Source organism: Psychrobacter sp. 1176_08, assembly GCF_052850615.1.
The window spans coordinates 144,935-166,571 of sequence record NZ_VXCU01000001.1; the positions used below are offsets into that span (position 1 = coordinate 144,935).

General features: G+C 42.9%; 13 protein-coding genes and 1 tRNA gene. 7 read left to right on the forward strand and 7 right to left on the reverse strand.

Annotation, left to right across the window (positions count from 1 at the left end):
* Window positions 1-50: 50 nt before the first annotated feature.
* The 3 genes from FW759_RS00600 to FW759_RS00610 form a co-directional block, all read right to left on the reverse strand.
* Window positions 51-126: transfer RNA gene (locus FW759_RS00600), tRNA-Arg, on the reverse strand.
* A 70-nt stretch (window positions 127-196) separates the two neighbouring features.
* Complete coding sequence (locus FW759_RS00605) at window positions 197-1,012, reverse strand: hypothetical protein (protein ID WP_446441875.1); 816 nt, start codon at window positions 1,010-1,012, stop codon at window positions 197-199.
* Between the two features lie 66 nt (window positions 1,013-1,078).
* Window positions 1,079-1,594: a hypothetical protein gene (locus tag FW759_RS00610; RefSeq protein WP_446441876.1), complete on the reverse strand. Its 516-nt coding sequence runs from the start codon at window positions 1,592-1,594 to the stop codon at window positions 1,079-1,081.
* A gap of 390 nt (window positions 1,595-1,984) precedes the next feature.
* Here FW759_RS00610 and FW759_RS00615 point away from each other — a divergent pair, with 390 nt between their 5' ends.
* The 4 genes from FW759_RS00615 to FW759_RS00630 all read left to right on the forward strand — a co-directional run bounded on the left by FW759_RS00615 (window position 1,985) and on the right by FW759_RS00630 (window position 13,911).
* Complete coding sequence (locus tag FW759_RS00615; protein ID WP_446441877.1) at window positions 1,985-6,541, forward strand: exodeoxyribonuclease V subunit gamma; 4,557 nt, start codon at window positions 1,985-1,987, stop codon at window positions 6,539-6,541.
* An 89-nt stretch (window positions 6,542-6,630) separates the two neighbouring features.
* Window positions 6,631-11,076, forward strand: coding sequence for a UvrD-helicase domain-containing protein (locus tag FW759_RS00620; RefSeq protein WP_446441878.1), 4,446 nt, complete (start codon window positions 6,631-6,633; stop codon window positions 11,074-11,076).
* 83 nt (window positions 11,077-11,159) lie between these two features.
* Window positions 11,160-13,355: an exodeoxyribonuclease V subunit alpha gene (gene recD, locus FW759_RS00625; protein ID WP_446441879.1), complete on the forward strand. Its 2,196-nt coding sequence runs from the start codon at window positions 11,160-11,162 to the stop codon at window positions 13,353-13,355.
* Window positions 13,356-13,392: 37 nt separating this feature from the next.
* On the forward strand, window positions 13,393-13,911 hold the full coding sequence (locus tag FW759_RS00630; protein WP_446441880.1) for a MepB family protein: 519 nt from the start codon (window positions 13,393-13,395) through the stop codon (window positions 13,909-13,911).
* A 78-nt stretch (window positions 13,912-13,989) separates the two neighbouring features.
* Here the strand turns inward: FW759_RS00630 and FW759_RS00635 are convergent, their stop codons facing one another.
* Complete coding sequence (locus FW759_RS00635) at window positions 13,990-14,553, reverse strand: hypoxanthine-guanine phosphoribosyltransferase (RefSeq protein ID WP_062844549.1); 564 nt, start codon at window positions 14,551-14,553, stop codon at window positions 13,990-13,992.
* A 90-nt stretch (window positions 14,554-14,643) separates the two neighbouring features.
* Window positions 14,644-15,312, reverse strand: coding sequence for a hypothetical protein (locus FW759_RS00640; RefSeq protein WP_446441881.1), 669 nt, complete (start codon window positions 15,310-15,312; stop codon window positions 14,644-14,646).
* A 301-nt stretch (window positions 15,313-15,613) separates the two neighbouring features.
* On the opposite strand from FW759_RS00640, the gene FW759_RS00645 reads away from it, so the two are divergent.
* From FW759_RS00645 to FW759_RS00655, 3 genes are all read left to right on the forward strand, one after another.
* A complete protein-coding gene (locus FW759_RS00645; protein WP_446441882.1) occupies window positions 15,614-17,293 on the forward strand; it encodes a carbon starvation CstA family protein in 1,680 nt (559 codons plus the stop codon).
* Between the two features lie 123 nt (window positions 17,294-17,416).
* Window positions 17,417-17,710 carry a cory-CC-star protein gene (locus FW759_RS00650; protein ID WP_446441883.1) on the forward strand — a complete coding sequence of 98 codons (294 nt, stop codon included), beginning with the start codon at window positions 17,417-17,419 and terminating at the stop codon, window positions 17,708-17,710.
* Window positions 17,711-17,754: 44 nt separating this feature from the next.
* The gene (locus tag FW759_RS00655) at window positions 17,755-18,786 is read left to right on the forward strand and encodes an ArsA family ATPase (RefSeq protein WP_446441884.1); all 1,032 of its coding nucleotides are present in this window, start codon (window positions 17,755-17,757) and stop codon (window positions 18,784-18,786) included.
* Here the strand turns inward: FW759_RS00655 and FW759_RS00660 are convergent.
* Window positions 18,767-20,428, reverse strand: a complete 1,662-nt coding sequence (locus tag FW759_RS00660) for a DUF3482 domain-containing protein (RefSeq protein ID WP_446441885.1) — start codon at window positions 20,426-20,428, stop codon at window positions 18,767-18,769. The genes FW759_RS00655 and FW759_RS00660 overlap by 20 nt on opposite strands.
* Before the next feature lie 103 nt (window positions 20,429-20,531).
* The gene (locus FW759_RS00665; protein ID WP_446441886.1) at window positions 20,532-21,518 is read right to left on the reverse strand and encodes a sterol desaturase family protein; all 987 of its coding nucleotides are present in this window, start codon (window positions 21,516-21,518) and stop codon (window positions 20,532-20,534) included.
* Between the last annotated feature and the right edge of the window lie 119 nt (window positions 21,519-21,637).

The following is a 21,637-nucleotide window of genomic DNA, read 5'->3' on the forward strand; positions in this document are numbered from 1 at the left end:
CCACAGCATATAGACTATGAGGGTTTTTGTTATGCTAAGATACTATTTGATGGTGCGCCCACCAAGACTCGAACTCGGATCGGTCGCTTAGGAGGCAACTGCTCTATCCTGTTGAGCTATAGGCGCACTATGGAGTGACATTGTAGGAAAAAGTTGTTACAAAAGCAATCCGCAAAGTCCAAATAGAGACAATTTATTATGACTCGCTATTGCTGAGGGCATCCGAGACGTCTACTGAAGTACTGTTTGATGGTTTTTCTGATGAGGTGGTTGGACTAAATAAATCATTGACACTGTTTTTATAACCTTCAATATTATTATAGTCATGTTTTTTTAATATATCTTGCCCCACGCTAGAAAGTAAAAAATTGCGAAAATTAATCGCGGCAGTGTTATCCGTCAAAATAACGCCTTCAAGCATCTGATCGTCTTTGAGCGCATAGCTATAAGAATTCAGTATGCGAGTATCTGTATGAGTGGTCTGAGCTGTTTCCGTTTCCGCATTATCTTCATTAATTGAGTCTTTATTATTTTCAGCAGTTTGACTGGTATCGGCTTCATTTTGATTGATTTTATCTTGAGCTGCTTTTAGCTCTGCTTGTAATGGTGCAAGTCGTTTTTTTGGTAGGCTGCTGTTTGAAATAATCATGTCTGTACTGACAATGAAATCTGAGTTTTCTTCATTGTTAGAAGAGTTATCAGGTAGTGTTAGCAGAGTACGAGAGGGTACATAGCTTGTCTCAACCTTTATGCTTGGATAACGAGATTCAAAACGGACAATAACCTCGTCTAGAGCCACCTGTAAGCTTTTTTCTGCTTGTATATGTAACGTACTATCGGAAGTAGGCATTTCGCTATCGTTTCCAGCGATCACTTTAGGTTCGTTTTCACCAGCTATGATAGGTAATGGGTTGGTGTTTTTGCGGTTATTAACCCATAACCAAGTAAAGAGAACAGTACAGAGTATCAACAGTAAAATTAGTCCAGCTATCAGTAGCTTGTAGTCTTTCATATATGACCGATCTTCTGTTTGTGAGTGATTCAAAGGTTACGTAAGACACGTAATCTATTGTTTGGTTTAAAGCGATTGGTGCAGCACTTCCTCTGTCAACTCTGCCAACATCTCTGCAAAAACGTCTTTCTTTAGAGAAAGAGCTGTACCTTGATTAACACTGTTACGAGCCGTACTGTGGCTCTCAGCGGGAGAATAGTTTGAAGCGGAAGTAGGGTGGTTGTCAATCGCTTTTGTAGAGGCTTGATGGCCTGCTAGTGGCGACTGTCCCTTCATTAGCTTATCTTTAAGCCATTTAAAACCATGGGTCTCCCACCATGCCTCAAAGCGTGGTAACGTGCTGCCATGCACTGCTACAGGCAAATTCAACGTTCGCAGTTTCTGTGATAATACGGGGTCATTAATGGTTTGATGAGTACTGAGGTAAAGCCCACTGCTATCATCAGTATAAAGTCGCTTATTTTGCCATGATCTGTCATCGATTTTCATACGTGGTAGTTGCCATAACTCACCACGATAATACACCACGTATACGCGTTGTTTTGGATGTACAAAAATAGCATCGATTGGGCGTAAGAGCATAATATTAATTCATTCCGTGAATAATAAAGGTTAAGTTTATGTAATGCATGGAAATCAATTTAACAGATATCAGTTTACTCTCTTTTTTAGTAACCACGAATGGCATAATAAGACGACACTCGCTGTCGCAAGTTATTATAATACTGACATCTACACTAGTAAACGATAACCATCAATGGCACACTGAGGCTGCCATTATTTTGTATTCGTAAATATCATGCTAGCAGAAATGCAGTACGGTAACGACTACCAAACATGTATTGATGAGTACCGTTTGTTGCTTGATTTTTAGTCCCCTCAAGGCCTTTGGTCTTAGGTTTTTTTGTCTTTTTTGCTTTAATTTGTGTTCGTCGATCTTATTATTCTACTACTCCAATCAGATTATCCGCTATGTTTACCATCATTCAGTCGCACCGTACCGAAAAACTCGTTGATCAATTGCTTGTGCAATATCAGTCAAAGAACCAATCTGTGTTCGAGCCTTTTATTGTCATTGTACCCTCAATGGTATTGGGTGACTGGTTGGATAAGACGATTGCCAGTCGTGCTGGCATCAGTACGTTGGTGCGTACCAAGTTTTGGGGTCAGTATCAGTGGACGCTGATGCAGGACGTTCTAACGCGTCACAATGCCTATTTGTTAGAAAATAATCCTGAGGCGGCCGTTTTAAATGTGCCTGAAGTGGCTGTATTATCGCCGACAGTCATGCAGTGGCGACTGTTTGGATATCTCACCTACTATCAAGCGTCGATTGTCAAAAGTGAGACACATCCCGTTCACCCATTACTGGCGTCTTTGATTGATGAGCCACAAGAAAGCGTGAAGCAAGACGCTGTACAACAAGACAAAGCACAACAAGATGCGCGTATTTGGCAGCTGGCAAGTGATTTGGCCAGAGTATTTAACCGCTACTTAACCCATCGTGAGGATTGGCTGGCATTATGGTCACACAACAAGCCACTCAACGTAGATGCACTGATAGCAGATAAAGACGCGTTGTCATTGCGCTTTGATAAGTATGCACGCGGTACGCCTGAATGGTTGGTGGAACATTATGTGGAGCTGGAAGTTGCGCAACGATTCTTATGGTCGCAGTTGTTTGCCGATGTTCATCAGCACCGTGTGACCATTGAGGACAATTTTTGGTCAGCTTTGAAGCACAATCAGGCAAATGAGCGGGGTCAATTGCCCAAGGTATTGCGTATCTTTACCATTCAGCAATTGCCTCAGACTGAGCTTGATTTTTTGCAGCGCTTATCGCAATACATGGACATCACATTACTGCACTACAATCCCTCAAAGCTGTTTTGGGCAGATATTGTCGATAAGTCATGGCTACAGCGTCAACAGATCATTAATCCTGAAAGCGTGTTTTTGCGTGATTATGGTCACAGTTTGCTGTCGCGTTTGGGAAAACAATCTCGCGATACTTTTGCTATGCTTGCCAACCTATCAGGTAATGAGCAGTACCAAGAGGCGCTTGTAGAGTGGCAAGACAATTTTGATGAGTGGTTTAGTGATGAGACTGGTCAAGGTGTTGATGATAATACCTATAATAATGATGATACCTATCAGCGGGCGCAAAATAGTCTAAGCTTATTGCGACGTTTGCAAAACGATGTGTTAATGCTGGATGAGCAATCGACACAACAAGCAACAGCGGCAAAAGTGTCAGAAGCGGTCAGTCAACAAATCGAGTTAGGTTTTGAGCAAGAAGCGTCAGATACGCCTTGGTACGACGATGAAGTGCTAGAAAATAAGCGCTTTGAAAAAGAGCGTTTTTGGGCGATATCGTCACAAGATAATAGCCTAAGCATTCATTCGTGTCACAATTTACAACGTCAACTTGAAGTACTGCGTATCATGATTGGGCGCTGGCTCAATGAACCTGTTAAACCTAATCAGAAAAAACGCCATATATCCGATATTGTGGTTTTGTTACCTGATGTTGAGCGTCATCATGCACTCATTGGTTCTATTTTTGTCAATGGTAAAGGCCAAGATGGTTTGACCCTGCCTGCAAAAGTAACAGGGGTGGTCGATACTGATATTCGTCAGCTATGGGAAGCCATCATTGGGTTTTACAAATTATTAGGCAGTCATAGCGCCCGTTTTGAAGCAGCCGAGGTCTTAGACTGGCTAATGTTGCCTCCTTTGTTTGAAAGCTTTGGCCTGACTCATGAACAAATGAGCCGTGGTTGCGATTTATTGGTAGAGGCGGGTTTTATCCGCGGGTTTGATGAGCAACATCTCAAGCAAACCTTAGACGTTAATGACTACGATTATCGCTTTAGTTTTGCCCAAGCGTTAGACAGATTAGCCTTAGGATTAGTGATGCCAGAGGCCAGTTTGAGTGATTGTTTGTATCCTTTGCATGAGGATGACTGGGCAAGCACTGCAATGCCTGAGATGAGTTTGCCATTACCACAGGTGAGCCTAGATGATGCGATGATTGTTGAAGCGCTCAGCCGTATTTATGTAGGTTTGGTTGAACGACGTGATGATCATACCCAAAGAATGAAAGCGGAAGATTGGCTGGATCAGATCGAGACGCAAGTGATCCATCGTTACTTTGGCGATGTCGATCAAACTCGTACAATGCGCGCCATATACAATGCCATGAACGGCTTTAAATCAAGTTTGCGCGCCAACCGTCATTATAGACAGTACTCTAGCGGTGATAGCGCCAACAAAGAAGTTGAACACAGGCTGGCAGGCGTTGAGCAGTTACCATTAAAACTGAGCTTTATGCTAGATAGTATCGAAGACGAGCTAGAAAGTCAGCAAGTCAGTGCTGAGCCAACGGGTGTGATTACTTTTGGTCGATTTGGTGCCCTGAGAAATGTGCCTTTTGAATTGGTGGTGATGCTTAACATGGATCTCTCTGAGTTTCCGGCGCGTGACCGTGATAACCGATATGATTTAATCAAAGCCACCAATGCCCGTCGCGGTGATAGAGTCAGCGAAGATGATGACAATGGCGCATTTTTGGATGCGTTGCTGTGTGCACGTAGCGCGTGCTGGATATTCTACAATGGTCAAAGCCTGACGGATACGCATGAGCACTTGCCAGCCAATCCCGTCAGTGAGTTGCTACAATTCTTACAAGGTGAGGTACAGTGGCAGGTAAACTCGCTTGAAACCTTGCCTGAAAATATTGATCCGAATACTGAGAGTCTTAAACGTTATTTACCCAAGCTAATTAAACAATGGCTGGTAACTGAGCATCCAGCACTGCCTTTTCATCACAGTCTGTTTGAGACAGACGTGGAAAATGCTCTCTTTGAGCAGGAAAAACAGACCAAGGTATCCGTTAATGATAGTCAGTCCACTGTTGATGCTCAGAGTAATAACGCCGTCACAGTGTCTGATGAACTAGATGCTTTATTAAATAAAGCCATGCGTAAAACCAAATTGGCACAGAAAAAACAATTTCCCCCCGCGCCCTTATGGCAAGCTGTGTTTGATACCTTAAGCGGTAGAACCACTAGCAAACATGCGCCACTGGTTGGCTTACCCAATAACGCACAATACGGCGCAATCGCGACGATGCTTGGTCAAGGCTTGGGTCAATTGGGAAAAATAGACAATCACACATTGTCTGCATTGGCTGATATGTTGGCGCTAGATGGTACTCCTGATATCAATGACACAACCAAAGCGCCTGACTTAACGGTGTTTGATAGCATATTTAACATTGGTGAGATAGACATAGAAGGCGGATTGGTCTATCAAGTACGTCATCCTGCCAAAGCATTTTTACGCACTCAAAAGGTCCATGTGGTGCAAGGTGAAGCAGCGATGGCGCACCAAGAGCCGTTATTTTTGGATAACCTGACGACTTATCAGATCAAAGAGCATTTGATTCAGTCATTGGTTGCCGATGCAACCGCCTCAAGTGATGGCAATGCAGTTATTGAAAATGCCAACGCCACTATGATGTATCAAAAAATGATACCAGCAGGGGTGGCTCGCCAAACCACCATACCCAACCAAAAGCAAAAGCTACAACAGCAATGTATGGAGTTCAAAGAGCAATTGATTGCTAATGGTTTCGATGATATCGACATGGATAGTAGCTATAGTGAGGTATCAGATAGCTCAGATAGCAATGGTTTGCAACTGCTTACCCCAACGATAGAAAAACCTATTGAAATCAGAGATGTGGCAACGGTTTTAAATGCCAGCAATCATCAATCAGACAGCGACTCAGACCGTCAGGTAAAAACAGAAGCATGGCGTAAATTGCTGCCTGCCTCTATTAAAATAAAAGGCTCAGTACCGATATTAGTGCCAATATCAGCACCGTTATCAGTGTCGCCAGATACCCGTAATATAAACGCTCATCAGCAATCAAGTCTGTCTTATGCTGAGCAATCACCCAAGCAATGGTTAAATATCTTACCTAACTCTGCGAGTCCCAGACACTTACTCAAGTTTTGGTTGTTACATTTGTATTGGCAAGTTGCCAGACGCACCACCGCTCAGCAGGTGGTATTAAATGATGGCGTCAGCATTTGGCGTTTTAATAAAGCCAGCTCGCAAGTGGATGCTTATAAAAACTCGATGACATTTAAACTAAGCCCGATTGTGTATGAAGATGCTGTCATTGAGCTGATTAAGTGGGCGATTTTTGGCAATCTATCAGGTCAAGTACCGATGACGTTACTGCCGGAGTATGCACTCAGTTACCTTGGTAAATGCGCAAAAGCTGAAGAAAGCGAGAGTACAACTGAACGCTATTGGCCAAAACGATCAGATTTTTCCGACTGGTTAAGACCCAGTTATTATTCAGACGCGGTATACGATACTTGCGCGCAACATGCCATTTGGCAATACATATTGCGTGATCAAGATGCTTTTAGAGCGCTATCAAGGGCGTTGACCACCTTGGCGCAACCACTGTATGAGCCGATGTTTACGGCACTAAGCGGGCTAGATAATTAGTAGGATGGCTAACGCCTAGTTTCTTTCACTTAGTTCTTTGACCTCATAGATTTTGACCTTGTAGATAATAATGAAAAGTATCCGCCTATATGACAGACTTTAGTGACACAACTGATATCTCTACGCAACCGCATTTATTTGATGAGTATTCAAGTGAATGTGATGATTTGACTGCGATGGCTGAGCCTAAAGCAGATGTGACACCAGCAGTGGCCGTTGAGTTAACGGGTAAGCATCTTATCGAAGCCTCAGCAGGGACTGGCAAGACGTGGACGCTAACTGGTATTGTGCTGCGTCTCCTGATTGAAGCACGGCGTGCACCAGAGCAAATCATTGCCACGACCTTTACGCGCGCTGCTGCGGCGGAGATGCGTCAGCGTATTCATGATCGTTTGGTAGATTTTTATCAATTATTGCAGTGGGTTAATAATTTAAGTGCCGATGCTAATAACATAACTATGTTATATCCCGCTATATTGCAGATAATGCCTGACAGTAATGAGAATAAACCAGCAGATAATGACACAAGTATCGATTCAAACGCTCAGACAGACATTGATGCGTTCAATCAAGATATTGAGCAAGATCAGCAGGCGGCTAAAGAGAAGCGCACACAGGCAAAAAAAGCGCGTGACAATTGGTTGATAGAGCAAGCCAAATACGTGCGCTTAGATGACATCATGCAAGATCCTATCAACTTACATTTAGTGAGTTATTTATTAGATCATGTATACAGCTATCCGATGGCTGAGGCGCTGCGCCGTACCGCGCTGGTATTAACGACATTGGATAAGCTGTTTGTGGGCACACTGGATAGTTTGGCGCAAAAATGGTTGACCGAATACAGCAGCGAGACGGGTCATCAGCAAGGCATGGCGATTATTGAAGACAGCAGTATTGAGCAAGTAACCGACAGCATCATTCATGATGAGCTGCGCCAGTTTCAAAGCCGTTTGTATCATGAGCAGCCTAAGCTATATGCATTAATGGATCAGCAAGGCAATTTGACAGCAGTGAGCGACCATAAAAAGTTTGTGTCTCGTTCGCTTAATTTTATTTCTGCGCCGATTGATGAGATTGTGGTAAGTGATTTTTCGTTTGAGGGTTACGAGCGGCTTATAAATACTATTCTTGAGCACAGCGATGAGCTTGATATTTTCTTTAAGCCTGACGGTGAATATTATGAAGTTCCGAAAGGACAGCTACTCAATAACCGAGATTTTTGGTCAAAAATCGTTCAAAACTTGCAGGAGTTTGGTCCAGCTGCTTATAAGTTTATATCTGATAAAAATAAGAAAACCAGTAAATTAGTTGAAGCTTTTCAGAAAACGGACGATATAGGTAAGCAATTCTATAAGCCAAAAGATGGCGAAAGAGTGAACTTAATATTTAACGAGTTGCAAGTCGTTCGTGATTTCAAACGATACATTGAACAAAGTAAAAAGCTGGATGAATACATAAACACTGTTTTGGCCAACCTCAACCGTCATATTGTGCTTGCCGTACGTGATAGGCTGCCAGTGATTTTAGAAGAGCGAGGGGAAACAACGTTCAGTCTACAAATGGTACGTCTAAACCAAGCACTGACAGGACGACAAGGAAATAAGCTGGCACGTTACATTCGTCATCATTATCCAGTGGCGTTAATTGACGAGTCGCAAGACATTAATGGTGAGCAAGCCATTATGATTGAAAGCATTTACTTGCCAAAAAACAAGCGAACACAAGAGGGAAAAGACAAACCGTCAGGTTCTAATAAAACTAATCGTGAGTTTTTGTTATTGGTGGGTGACCCAAAACAGGCTATTTATGGGTTTCGTGGTGGTGATGTGGCCAACTACAACTATATGAAAGCCCAGTTTGGTACCAGCAGTCGTTGGACACTCGATACCAATCGCCGCTCAAATGCTGGTGTGATTCACGCACTAAACTGCTGGTTTGGTATGCCAACCGAAACAACTGATAATAATAAATTGTCGCAGCTGGGTGGCGGTATTTATTACCAATATATCAAAGCATCACGACCTGAAAATCAGCTGTCTTGGTTTAGTCATCAAGACATGATAAACAGCGATTTGGTGACTGAGGTACTCTCTGCTCAGCCAGTGAGCGTATTGCATTTGCCTAGTGGTAAAGACGTCGAGCTTGAATACGATGAGCATGAAATCACTGCGCGTCATATTGCTACTTTGCTCAGTAGCGGCCAAACACTAAAAGGCAAGGCCATTCAGCCTAGTGATATTGGCGTGCTGGCACGTGCCAAAAAAGATTTAAAACGGGTTGAGGACGAATTGGTAAAGCTGGGCGTGCCAACTTTGACCACCAGTGATGTCAGTATTTTTGAGACTATCATGGTGGAAGACGTGGCAGCACTGCTTAGCGCCATGCTGTATCCGTATCGACATGACATGATCAATCGGGTGTTGACCAGTCATCTTTATGATCTAAGCATCAAAGACGTTAAAGCGATGATGACAGACCATGAGTCAGGTATGGTTGAGGCCGATAGTACAACACGTGCTCATTCAAAAAATACGCCAACGACTGAGAACAAAAAAAGCTATCAAGACTTTATTACCTACCTAAAAGAAGGGGCGCAGCGTTGGCAGCATTTTGGCATATTGTCGGCGCTACATTACTTATTGGACAAAAGCCCCGTGCAGCCACAAGGCGTTTGGCAATCTTTGGCGGCCCACGCTGATGGGGATCGGCATATCATGGATTTGCGCCATTTAATGGATGTGTTGGCGCAGTACGGTACAGGCATGGGCGAGCATGAATTATTGGCTTGGTTTAGGCAGCACATAGATGCCGCGCCCAATAGTGATTGGGCCAAGCAGTATCCACTACCGACAGAGTCTGGCGTGCAGCTTATGACCATTCATAAGTCAAAAGGACTTGAGTTCCCTATTGTCTATGTACTGGGTATGGGTGATGCCAGCAGAAAGTCAGGTAATAAAGAAAATTATGGATTGTATTTATATAATGCCGAGCAAGCCCCATCCGCGTTAGTCCAGCAATCTCTACAAAACCAATTAATAGGTAATCAGCGGCGCTTCTCACCACTACAAGGCTCTGCCACCACCGACAATTACTACACTGACATCGAGACAAATGAAGGTTTTGATGAGCTGCGTAGGCTTGGTTATGTGGCATTTACTCGCGCTAGCGAACAGCTTTATGTGGTATTGCAAGACCCTAGTAATAAAACAGGGTTTGATTTAAAACCTGTGTTTTATTGGTTTGCTTCTCCAGAAGCAAAATTTGAATTGCCTGATAGGCTAAAAGGCACGATAGGCATGATCAGGGGTCACAAAGTCAATGAGTTCCATAATGGTAATAGTGCTAACTCAGCAAGTTTGAATTATGCAGCTCAGCTTACTACGACCAAACCCATGACAGAGACTATTGAGTACGATGCTTTTTCAGACATCATGAAAACCAACTACTTTTATGGCTGGGCTAAGACGAGTTTTACAGCATTGGCCCGTCAATTGGATGAATCTACACAAGCAATGGCGGTGGTCGATGAGCGCATTGATGATGCGATAGATATTGATATGACAAACGACTCGATTGAGCCATCACTTGATAGTAATGCGGCTCTTAACAAAGCTGACGAGTTAGGTCTTAAGTTAGAGGACGATATCCGTTTTACCTTTGTGAAAGGCGCTAATGCGGGTACATTTTTGCATGAGATATTTGAAAAAATTGATTTCATCAATAAACCGCAGTGGTCTGGGGTGATTGATAGAGCCGTTAGTAGCTATCAGTTGCCGCTGGTTTATAGCAGTGCCGACCAGCAAAGTCGCAAGCTACAAGGCCAAGAGGGCGGAGCAGGTGGCCTCATTGAACCTGACTCGATAGATACGACAAAGCATGACGCATTGATTGATTGGATTGAAGAAGTGATACAAGCACCGCTATTGGCATCCAATCAACCCTTATGTTCTCTTAGCGCCAATCAGCGGTTTGCTGAATTGTCGTTTAATATGGGTTTGTCAGAGCGGTTTAAAGCACAGGATATCAACAAGCTGTTTCAACAATATCTGCCTGATGACACAGACAAACACGTCAATCTGGTTCCACAAAATAAAATGCATTTATATCGTTATCTGCGCGGTGAAATTGACCTAGTGTACGAGCATGCAGGCAAGTATTACGTAGTGGATTATAAGAGTAACTTTTTAGGAAATAGCCTAAGCAGTTATGATGAAAATACGCTCAAGCACGCCATGTCCAAAGCAGGGTACTGGCTGCAAGCAGCCATTTATCAAGTAGCATTGCATCGGTTTCTTTCCATAAGAATTCAGGACTATGCAGGTAATGAAGAGAAATATCTGGGCCCTGTGGAGTATGTATTTTTACGTGGCGTATACAGCTCACATTCCGATGCGGTCGATAATGCGTTCCCTCATACTGATGAGTCTGATACTAGCGCGTCACACCATAACAGCTATGGGCTAGTGACTTGGGATATTCCAATCGATTTTATTAAAGAATTAGACACATTGTTTGGCATGCCTGATTCGTGAGTTCTAAATACAAATTAGCTATACAAGTCAGCCATCAAAAAGGTTATACCGATTAAACAGATCAACATAGAGATAAATAGACAATGAGTAATAACAATAATAGCAAGGCCACGATTGGGGTACAAGAAAGCTGGGCCAGTAACCTCAGTGACTACATTCTATTACGCCGTCAGCAAACGCATTTAGCGTATAGTGCAACAGATTCAAAAGCAAATACTGATAGCAATCAATTCGATAAAACAGAAGACTGTATGCTATTCACTGCTTTTTTTGTGATGTTAGCGACCCATTTAGAAGAGGGGCACACAGTACTAACTATTGAGGAAGCTGAGGATGAAGTACCGTTGCAAGGCCAGATCAATCACGAAGTCGTTGCGCTATATGGGTGGCAAAAAGCGTTGTTAGCAATGCTCGCAACGCCAATCTTTGCCCTGATAGACACCCAAATCAGTACACAAATGGAAGAGGATTCGACAGCTGAAATATCACTATTTACCTTGCTAGATACTTTATTTACCAAGGAAAGTCAGCTTTGGGTGCAGCTTGCCCTAAGTAATCCTGAAAAAAAGATGCTAAACAAGCGCTTTACTACGATTGCCAGCTTATATCGACTACTAAAAAATACAGATTTAGATTTTTTCATGGACTTGGTCACTCAGCATACTTTATTCGCAGACGTGGGCGCTGACATCACAAAACAAAATAGCCTAAGCAAAAATAAACCCATTATTTATAAAAAAATTGAGCATGAAAAAACATCAGCAGTATCCATCACTTTTTGGCTGCATCGCTCTTGGCAAGCGGAGTTCAACTTAGCAAAACACATCAGTACTATTTTAGAACAACCCATAACACCTCTAGCGTTATCCATACCCAAAAACCTGAACGAGCAACAAATAAAAGCCATCAATGTGGCCAATAATAACGCATTCAGTATTATTACTGGAGGTCCAGGTACAGGAAAAACCTATACGGTCGCCCAGCTAGTGATTGCGTTACAACAAGCCACAGAGAGTAGGGATGAACAACAAGAGAGCATTAAATTCAGTACTGATAGCGCAAGCTTGGCGCTCGCAGCGCCGACAGGTAAAGCAGCACAGCGAATGCAAGAGTCTTTGCAAGCGGCTCTAGATGCATCAGAAGTGAAAATGCAATTACAAGAGGCCAAAACCATCCATCGTTTGCTAGGAATCGGTCGAACGGGTAGACCACGTTATGATGCTACCAATCCACTGGGTGAGGATATTATCATTGTCGATGAAGCATCCATGCTTGGTGTTGAATTGGCCAATTATCTTGTCAGTGCCGTAAAGCCGGGTGCAAGACTGATATTGCTAGGAGATGCCAACCAGTTGGCGGCGGTGGATGCAGGCGCAGTACTGGCTGATTTGTGTCGTATTCCAATATTACAATCCATTCATGCTGAGCTACTCGAAAGCCGCCGTTTTAGCGCAGAATCAGGTATTGGTAAACTTTCACATCAAATCAATCAAGCAGAGGTAGACACTCAAAAAATTTGGCAGTTATTAAAACAAGATGACGCATTGAGCTTCCAATACGTAAACACCCTGCAAATAGATGAGAGTAATGACGATAAGATAAAAAATAGCCTAAGCAAAAATAAGATCATTTCAAAAATAACAGAAAATTACCATCCTTACATAGCCAAGATTAAAAATCTACTAAAAAATCCAATAAGAAAATCCATACCAGAATCAGTAAATACTACAGTTACAGAACTGATAGAGGTATTTAATCAATTTAGAGTTTTGAGCGCGGGTCATAATGGCGAATGGGGTGATCACTATATCAATAATTACCTTACACAATGGCACCTTACAGAGCTAAAGCTACCACTGGGTCAGAATACATGGTTCCATGGTCGCCCTGTTATGGTTTTACAAAATAACTATGAGTTAGGATTGTTTAATGGCGATATTGGTTTTTGTTTGCAGACAGGAGATGAGAGAAGTCGATTAGAAGTATTTTTTGAGAATAAAGCACAAGGTATCGCTGTTAATCTACTGAATGAAGAAGTGATTGCGACCGCATATGGGATGACCATTCATAAGTCACAGGGATCTGAGTTTGATCATGTTGCTATTACTTTTGACAATAGTCATGCCAGACTGCTCAGCAAAGAGCTTATTTATACAGCGGTGACACGAGCTAAAAAACAAGTGACCATCTATAGTACAAAATACGCGTTTGAAAAAGCAATTCAGACACCTACTGAACGTCATACTGGTTTAGGATTACAGTTTTCTAAAACTGAATAGGGTTTTTTAAAGTGCAAAGATAAAAGTAGGTCCTAAAATGAATAACTTTCATACGACACTAGAGTATGTCAATGAACTAATTTATAAAGCTAATAAGTGGACTATAGCCTCAATTGAAGAAGAAAAGCAGAATTCAGAATATGCCGCTGGCAAATTTGAGTTATTCAATAAATTAGATGTTAAAACTGTTAGGTTTAGAATGGCCAAACAAACACCAAGAAAAATAGGGCAGTTTGTTACTTTTTGGCAAAAAGATTCTAAAGGTATCAACCAACCTTTTCATTATAATGGTTCACCAGATTTACTGGTAGTCACTACATTCAAAGATAATTATACATTTGGGCAGTTCGTTTTTCCAAAAAGCGTTTTATTGAAAAATAACATTTTTCAGACTTATTCTACAAATGGCAGAATGGGCATAAGAGTATATCCTAGCTGGGATACGCCAACCAGTAGTACGGCTATCAAGACTCAAAAATGGCAGTTAGAATATTTTTTCATAGTCACTGATACAACTGCATTGCCTATAGAAAAAATAAGAGCACTGTATAAGTAAGTTTATAAATCACTCTCAAAGATAAAAAACAAAAAAAGCATCCAAGTTGGATGCTTTTTTAGAATTCAGATATAAGCGTTACACTTTATCTTCTTTAATTGCATAGATGCCAGGCAAATGGCGCAAGTAACCATGAAAATCCATACCACAGCCATAAACATAGCGGTCTGCAACATTGATACCCACAAAATCTACCTCAAAATCTGCGACTTTACGATCGTGTTCTTTATTTAGTAAGACACAAGATTCAATCGATAAAGGTTTTTCTTTGCTCAGCTCTTCAACGACTGCTTTTAAAGTAATACCTTCATCAAAAATATCATCAATCAGCAATACGTGCTCGTTTTCGATACTGACATCAGGTTTGAATTTCCAATCGAGTTCACTAGTGCCTTCGTTGTCGCGATAGCGCGATGCATGAATATAATGCATACGATGGTAGAACGTTAGATGAGTCAATAATTGACCAGCTGGGATAAGTCCACCATTCATTACAACCATTACAATTGGGTTTAAGCCCGCATAATGTAGGTTGAGTTGAGCAGCAAGACGCTCATAAGCAGCAGCAACTTCGATACTACTAATAAGGCACTCTGAATTACGCAGGGTTTTTTCTATTTCTTGATTACTAATTTGGGTCATGATTTGCGCCTTGGATAAAAGTGCCGCCTATTTTAGCAAATTTTAGTAAATTTGCCCAACATTACAGTCCTAATAAAAACGACCTATCGGTTATTCTGATTTTTCTATGATAAAAGGACGGTAGTAGTCTGCCAAACGATTCAAAGAGCGATCTGGTAAGTCAGGTAGAAGTTTATTAAGTGCCATGTTCATACCTTTATCAATAGCCGCTTTCGCAACGGGCACGGACTTACGCTTAATCATACCCAGTTTCAAAGTCTCAGCATAACGGCTGATAAAGTGCGTGAGCGTTTCTTCATTCATCGTTTCAAGCGCAGTCTTAAATGCTTTCACGTCTACGTGTTCAGGTGTGATAGCGGCGAAACCTGTATTAACAGTTTTGGCATCTACATCAGACAACTTAAATCCCACACGTTTTATGCCGTCATTATCGATAAATGTTGCTCTGTCTCTTAAGAAGTGAAAACTTGGCATCACTTCTTCATTGCTTTCTTTACCCAGTAAAATGTTGAGTAGGGTATCGGTTGAGCGTTCAATCATAGTGACAATTTTGCGCATAGCAGCTTGACGCTCAGGATTGGGAATAATCTCAACCAAACCTACCAATAAATTGTCAATCAAATCACGCGCGGTTTGATGAGTAAGGGCATCACGATAGGGGTAGTAATCTACTTGTTCATTTGAAGCAACGACTTGTTCGGCCTCACTGATTAATGCTTTTAATTTATCTGAAGGTACGAATCCAAAATAATATGCCATCATGCTTCCCTTATTTGTTGTTTTTAATGCCTTACCAACGTTACATTCTTGGTCAAATCAGTTACTATTTAAAAAGAATACCAAACAAAGGCTCATCGTAATACATGCTAATTACTTGTGTGCCTTAATTATAAAATGCAGGGCTTGGTTGAATATAGCCAGTATTGCGGTATTTTTACGATTTATCTAATAACCGATGAGCCGAACCATTCACCGCACACTAATTTAGCATATTTTTTATATTCTAATTTAAAAAGCTTGAACTTATAAGGCTAACTAATACTTATCTAGGGAGAGATAAATGAATAGTGCTATTGTACTGTTATTTGGCGTTGCCGCTATGCTATGCGGCTACTTGTTTTATTCAAAGTTTATCGCCACTAAAATTTTGGCATTAGACAACAGTCGTCCCACGCCAGCTCATACGATGAAAGATGGCGTAGATTACGTTCCCACCAATAAATACGTATTATGGGGTCACCATTTTACCTCAGTAGCAGGGGCAGCACCAATCATCGGTCCTGCTATTGCTGTGATCTGGGGCTGGGTGCCAGCCATCATTTGGGTAGTACTGGGCACCATTTTTATGGCTGGTGTCCACGATATGTCAGCCATTTGGGCAAGTATGCGTAATAAAGGCCAATCGATTGGTTCTATCGCTGGTACTGTAATGGGTACACGTGTGCGCAGTTTGATGATGATTGTCATTTTTTTACTGCTACTGATGGTAAATGCCGTATTTGGTGTTGCTATCGCTAATATGATGATAAAAACGCCTTCAGCGGTATTGCCTGTGTGGGGCGCACTCGTTGTTGCCTTCATCATTGGTCAGTGCATCTATCGCTATAAGATGAATCTGCTTTGGGTATCAATCATTGGTGTTACGGCTCTATACGGACTTATTTATCTTGGTCCAATGTTCCCGATTGTGTTACCTGAGACTGTTTTCGGTTTGCCTGATAATGCCGTATGGATTCTGATTCTATTTGGTTATGCAGCAGTTGCGTCTTTATTGCCAGTATGGATGCTGCTGCAACCACGCGATTACATCAATGGCTTGCAGTTATTTGTTGGTTTGATTTTATTATATGCAGCCATCTTTATTGCAACGCCAGACATTGTCGCGCCAGCCATCAACACAGCATTACCCGTTGGGACACCGTCACTGATGCCATTATTGTTTGTGACGATTGCCTGCGGTGCTATTTCAGGCTTCCATGGCTTGGTGGCAACAGGTACTACATCCAAGCAGATTGATAAAGAAGAAGATGCTCGGTTCGTTGGTTACTTTGGTGCATTTGGTGAGGGTATGCTTGCGCTGGGTGCCATACTTGCTGCCACGGCAGGTTTTGCCACACTGGCTGATTGGCAAGCGGTTTATCAAAAATTCGGCGATGGTTCTATCGGTGCCTTTATTGATGGTGGTGCTACCATCCTAAATGCCGGGGTTGGCATTGACTTGGTGTTATCGCAAACGATGCTGACAGTCATGGCAGCACTATTTGCCGGTACTACTATGGACACTGGGGTACGTTTGCAGCGTTATATTTTCCAAGAATTTGGAGAATTTTATAACTTGCCAGCATTGAACAAAGGGGTTGTCGCAACGTTACTTGCAGTCGGAAGCTGTCTGTTATTGGCGTTTGGCGCAGGTGGTATCGATGGTGCAGGCGGTATGATTATTTGGCCACTATTTGGTACAACCAATCAATTAATGGCCGCATTGACCCTAATGATTGTCACCGTGATTTTATTACGTAAGGGCAAGCCTGTCTGGTATACCTTGGCACCATTGACGTTCTTACTGGTCATGACGGTCTTCGCACTACTCATTCAGCTCAAAACTTTCTTCACTGATGGTAATTGGCTGCTCATCATTATGGATATCATTATTTTGATAGCAACCATCTTGGTGACGTTTGAGAGTCTGTCGGTATTGCGCAAAGAATGGACAATACACAAAGGTAAAAGCGATACCTAAACTCTATAAATAGTAAATGAAGCAAAAGAACGCTAGCAGCAATTGCTGGCGTTTTTTATATCGTGTAGGCATGATAGATTAAAGATAAGTCAATGTAAAAAACATGCAAGAGAACAGATAATTATGGAAAATACAAATACACCAAAGGATTATGCAGATATAGAACCATGGTGGCAGCGCTTTGTGGCTGGGCTCAATGAGTTTTATCATGCCCCTTATCGCCAAACGATGGCGCGCGCTGTCCGTGATGAAGAAGATTTTTTTATGCTGCTGCTGTTTGCCGAGAGTTTGGGGATTGATAATCCTGCCAGCTTTTATACTTTGGAGCTGCAACCACTATTTTTAGAGAATTTCCACGAATGGCATACACGCATGGGTATGGACAGATGTCCTTTTGATCATGTTGGTTGCTGTTAATTGCATCAACAACTGTTGTAAATTGATAAAAATGAGAAATGAGTATGGCGTTACAACCTCTACCGACTCTAGTCGAACAATTAAAAACGAAGCCTATTATATTTATCGGTGGAAAGGGCGGTGTGGGAAAAACCACCACCGCTGCGGCACTTGCCAGCTATTATGCCAGCCAACAACAAAAGACACTAATTGTCTCAACCGATCCTGCCCACAGTTTAGGTGATGTACTGAACGTACAATTAACCAATGAAAAAACTGCGATCAATCCTTATCTGGATGCCATTGAGCTCAATCCTGATGTCATCGTTGACGCGCATTTCGCTCAAGTTGAGCGTACGATAAAATCTTATGCCAATCCTGATATGATGCCAAAAATTCGTGAACATTTGCGTTTGTCAAAGTCAGCACCTGGCGCGCAAGAAGCGGCTATGCTTGAATCTATGTGTCAGCATTTGGTCACGGCAGCTGATGAACATTATGAGCATATTATCTTTGACACAGCACCGACCGGACATACGCTGCGGTTACTGGTATTACCAGAGATGATGGGCGCGTGGACGGATGGACTGCTTGCCCAGCAGCGCAGGCAATCCAAGTTGCGCTCAGTATCACTACATTTGGATAATAGTGGTCAAAAGAGCCTCCAGCAAAAAAACGAGATTGCCAATCCATTTGCACCAAAAAAACAAGACCGCTGGGAGCAAGCCGTCTCTGTGCTAGAAAAGCGCAAACAGCTGTTTCGACAGGCAGGGGTACTGCTACATGATCGTACGCAGACCGCTATTGTACTGGTTATGACCGCTGATGTGCTGCCACTGGCTGAAACCACGCGAGCCATAGAACAGCTGGAAGAGAGTAAGCTCACGCCAGCTGCAATCGTCGTCAATCAGCTCATAGCACCAGCCCAATCTGATGCGTTTTGGCGTCATCGGGCTGATCGTCAGCAGCAATTGATGCAAGATATCGAAAATAATTTTTCTAAATATCCCTTGTATCCAATCTATCTACAACAAACCGATGTACGCGGTACGGACGCCTTGAGCAACTTATTAACCACTAGTTTGCGCGCTCATTAGATTGTAACTTTGCAGACAATGACCATGCCATATCTGATCGCAGTAGCTGTGCTTGTTCTGATTTACCACTACTAAGCGAGGACCATTGCGGTTTGCCACGCGCTTTTTTTAACTCACTTGGCAATTTATGCGTGGGCCATGGCGTGATTGAGCGACTTGTTTCATCTGTACTATCATCGTTAGCTGATGCCTCAAAGGTTGTCTCGCCTTTATATAAAAGCTGTGTCGCGTCGGTTGCGGCATGTCCGCGATGGCGTAGGGCAGTGAGCAAGTCTATCGCACGCGTGGCGAGCAATGTCAGTGTTGCAGGATCGATGTATAAGCGTTTTACGCCCGTAATCTTGTCGGCAATACTGCTGGTGTTAGACAATAACCCGCCTGCGATACCGCCGATTGCCGCGCCCAGTCCTAGCGTTGTGCCCAATGCAGCAGCATCAATCCCCAATCCCAATAATGCACCAGCAGCAGCACCTGATGTGGTGCGAATGCCGTAGCTTTTTAGAAGTTCAGGATCAAACGGATCTTGCTGATACGCTTGCAATTCAAGTGGGGTCGCTGCTACTGCATTGTCATAAAACTTGTATAAATTGAGCAGGCTATGCTGCATGGTACGCTCGCTTTGTCTCACCGCTTCCTGCATTTGCTGCAACACAGGCATCGGATCGTCATCTTCGCCAATCTCACGTACAAAGGCGGCCACATTCAACAAAAAATCTGCAATGATAATATTGGCCTCATCATACAGTTGCGCCCAATTTTCAGCACGTCGCGCCATCAGTTGCTCAAGTCGCTCAGAGTGAGTGAGCATGGTGGCGAGGTTTTGCCATAAGCGCATTTCATCCTCAAACTCAAACGCCACCGAATCAAAGCGTGTTGAGATGTGCAGATTGCGTCTTGCCAGCATGGTTTGCCAGTCATCAATATTGGCATCTTGGCTGTCAGTGAAGTTAAATACAGGCATAACAGGAATGGCGGCCCAAGATAAAATCGCCAGCTCGTCTTTGTATTTACCCAGCACTGGCTCACGGGCATCGACGACATAAATCGCCATATCACTTGCCAGCAATTGCCGAACCACTTTGGCTTCTTGACTATAATCACAACCTTGCGCGTCGTAACCATAAGCCGCACCATCATCTGACGCTTGGGCGATATCTGCTGCCAAAAACTGCTGTAAGCGCTCGATACCATCGCGGCGACTGGCAGTATTTTCTTCCAGCCAGTCCATCAGCCCTGAGGCATCCTCTAAACCAGGCGTATCGTATAAGGTTACCAGCACTTCACCGGTTTGACTGTCGGTTAGCTGGGCACGCTCAACATGCCGCGTGGTTGCCGCTTCATTTTTCACTTCACCAAAATAAACGTCTCGTAATAGGGTACGCAGGATGGAGGTTTTACCTGTGTTGGTGTGACCAACGACCGCCAGCTTTAGTGACTCACCGCTCGCGATGGTTTTCTTAAGAGGCACAGTACTCGGGTCAGGCTCTTCACTTAATTTCTGTGGGTTTTGTGGGTGCGGTGCTGACTCAGCATTGATGATAGGCGCTGTTTCATAAGCCTTGTCGGCAAAGAGACCCGCAGGTTTATTATTCTCACGATTGTCATAGCTATCATCGCGATTTTGTTTATTGTCATGGTTCATACTAGCGTCTTATATCAGTGAGTAACGTTCAAAAAGCATAAAAAACATAGTAGCTGTTTATGGTAAATAAATCAGGTTCGGTATCGGTATTCATACACAATCGTCAATGGGTCTTAGACGCGGCAGCACTGGGCGGATAAAACAGCACTTTGAGTTTTTTCTTAATGCCTTTGACTCGAAAAAACCGTTGCCACATCCGGTAAAACACACCAAAAATTAGGCCGATAATATGATCATGACTGTCTTCACCAACGGCACCATATTTTACCGGATTATTGACCGCGTCTTCCTCTACATACGTCCCAAACCATCGATCAAAAATAATGAGTACCCCACCATAATTTTGATCAATGTACGCACCATTGGTACCATGATGAGCGCGATGATTGGATGGCGTGTCAAAAACATATTCAACCCATTTTGGGAATTTGCCCACTGTTTCGGTATGAATAAAAAACTGGTAAATCAGATCTAACGCATAAAAGAAAAATACCCATACTGGATGTACGCCAAGTATCATCAGCGGTACAAAGAATACCCACCAACCGGTGACTGAATACAAAAGGCTTTGGCGCATGGCGGTAGAGAGGTTCATATGGTCATCAGAATGATGCACGACATGGGCTGACCAAAACCAATTGACTCGATGTGAAGCGCGGTGAAACCAGTAATAGCTAAATTCAACCGCGATGAATATCGGAATGGCGGTCAGCAAGGTCACCTCAATAGTAAACAAGCGATATTGATATAACCACAAGCAAATAGGTAAGACGATGAGCGCTTGCATAATCAGCTCAAAACCCAAGTAAGAACCGCCTAAACTAAAATTGGTCATCGCACGGCGCCAGCTAAAGCTTTTGCCATTGCCACGCTTGGACTGATAAAACCACTCGGCTAAAAACAGCAGAAAAAAGGGCCCGCCAGCGAGCGGCAGTAACCATTCTTGCCAGTGCGCAGGTAAAATACTGCTCAACATTGGCTGCCAAGATTCAGGAGAGATGGCCACTATATGCTGGTTCAACGTATTTTTATAGTCATCCAATATCTGACCGTACTGACCTAGGGTCATAAGATTGTTATCTGCTGCCATGCTGGACTCCTATCCACTATATCGTCAATGCACTATAAACATTCCTTGTTATGTCAGTATGATACTAAACTTATGAATCAGCATGGATAAAAATGGTGTTCTGTCAGTTCTTATCGGTG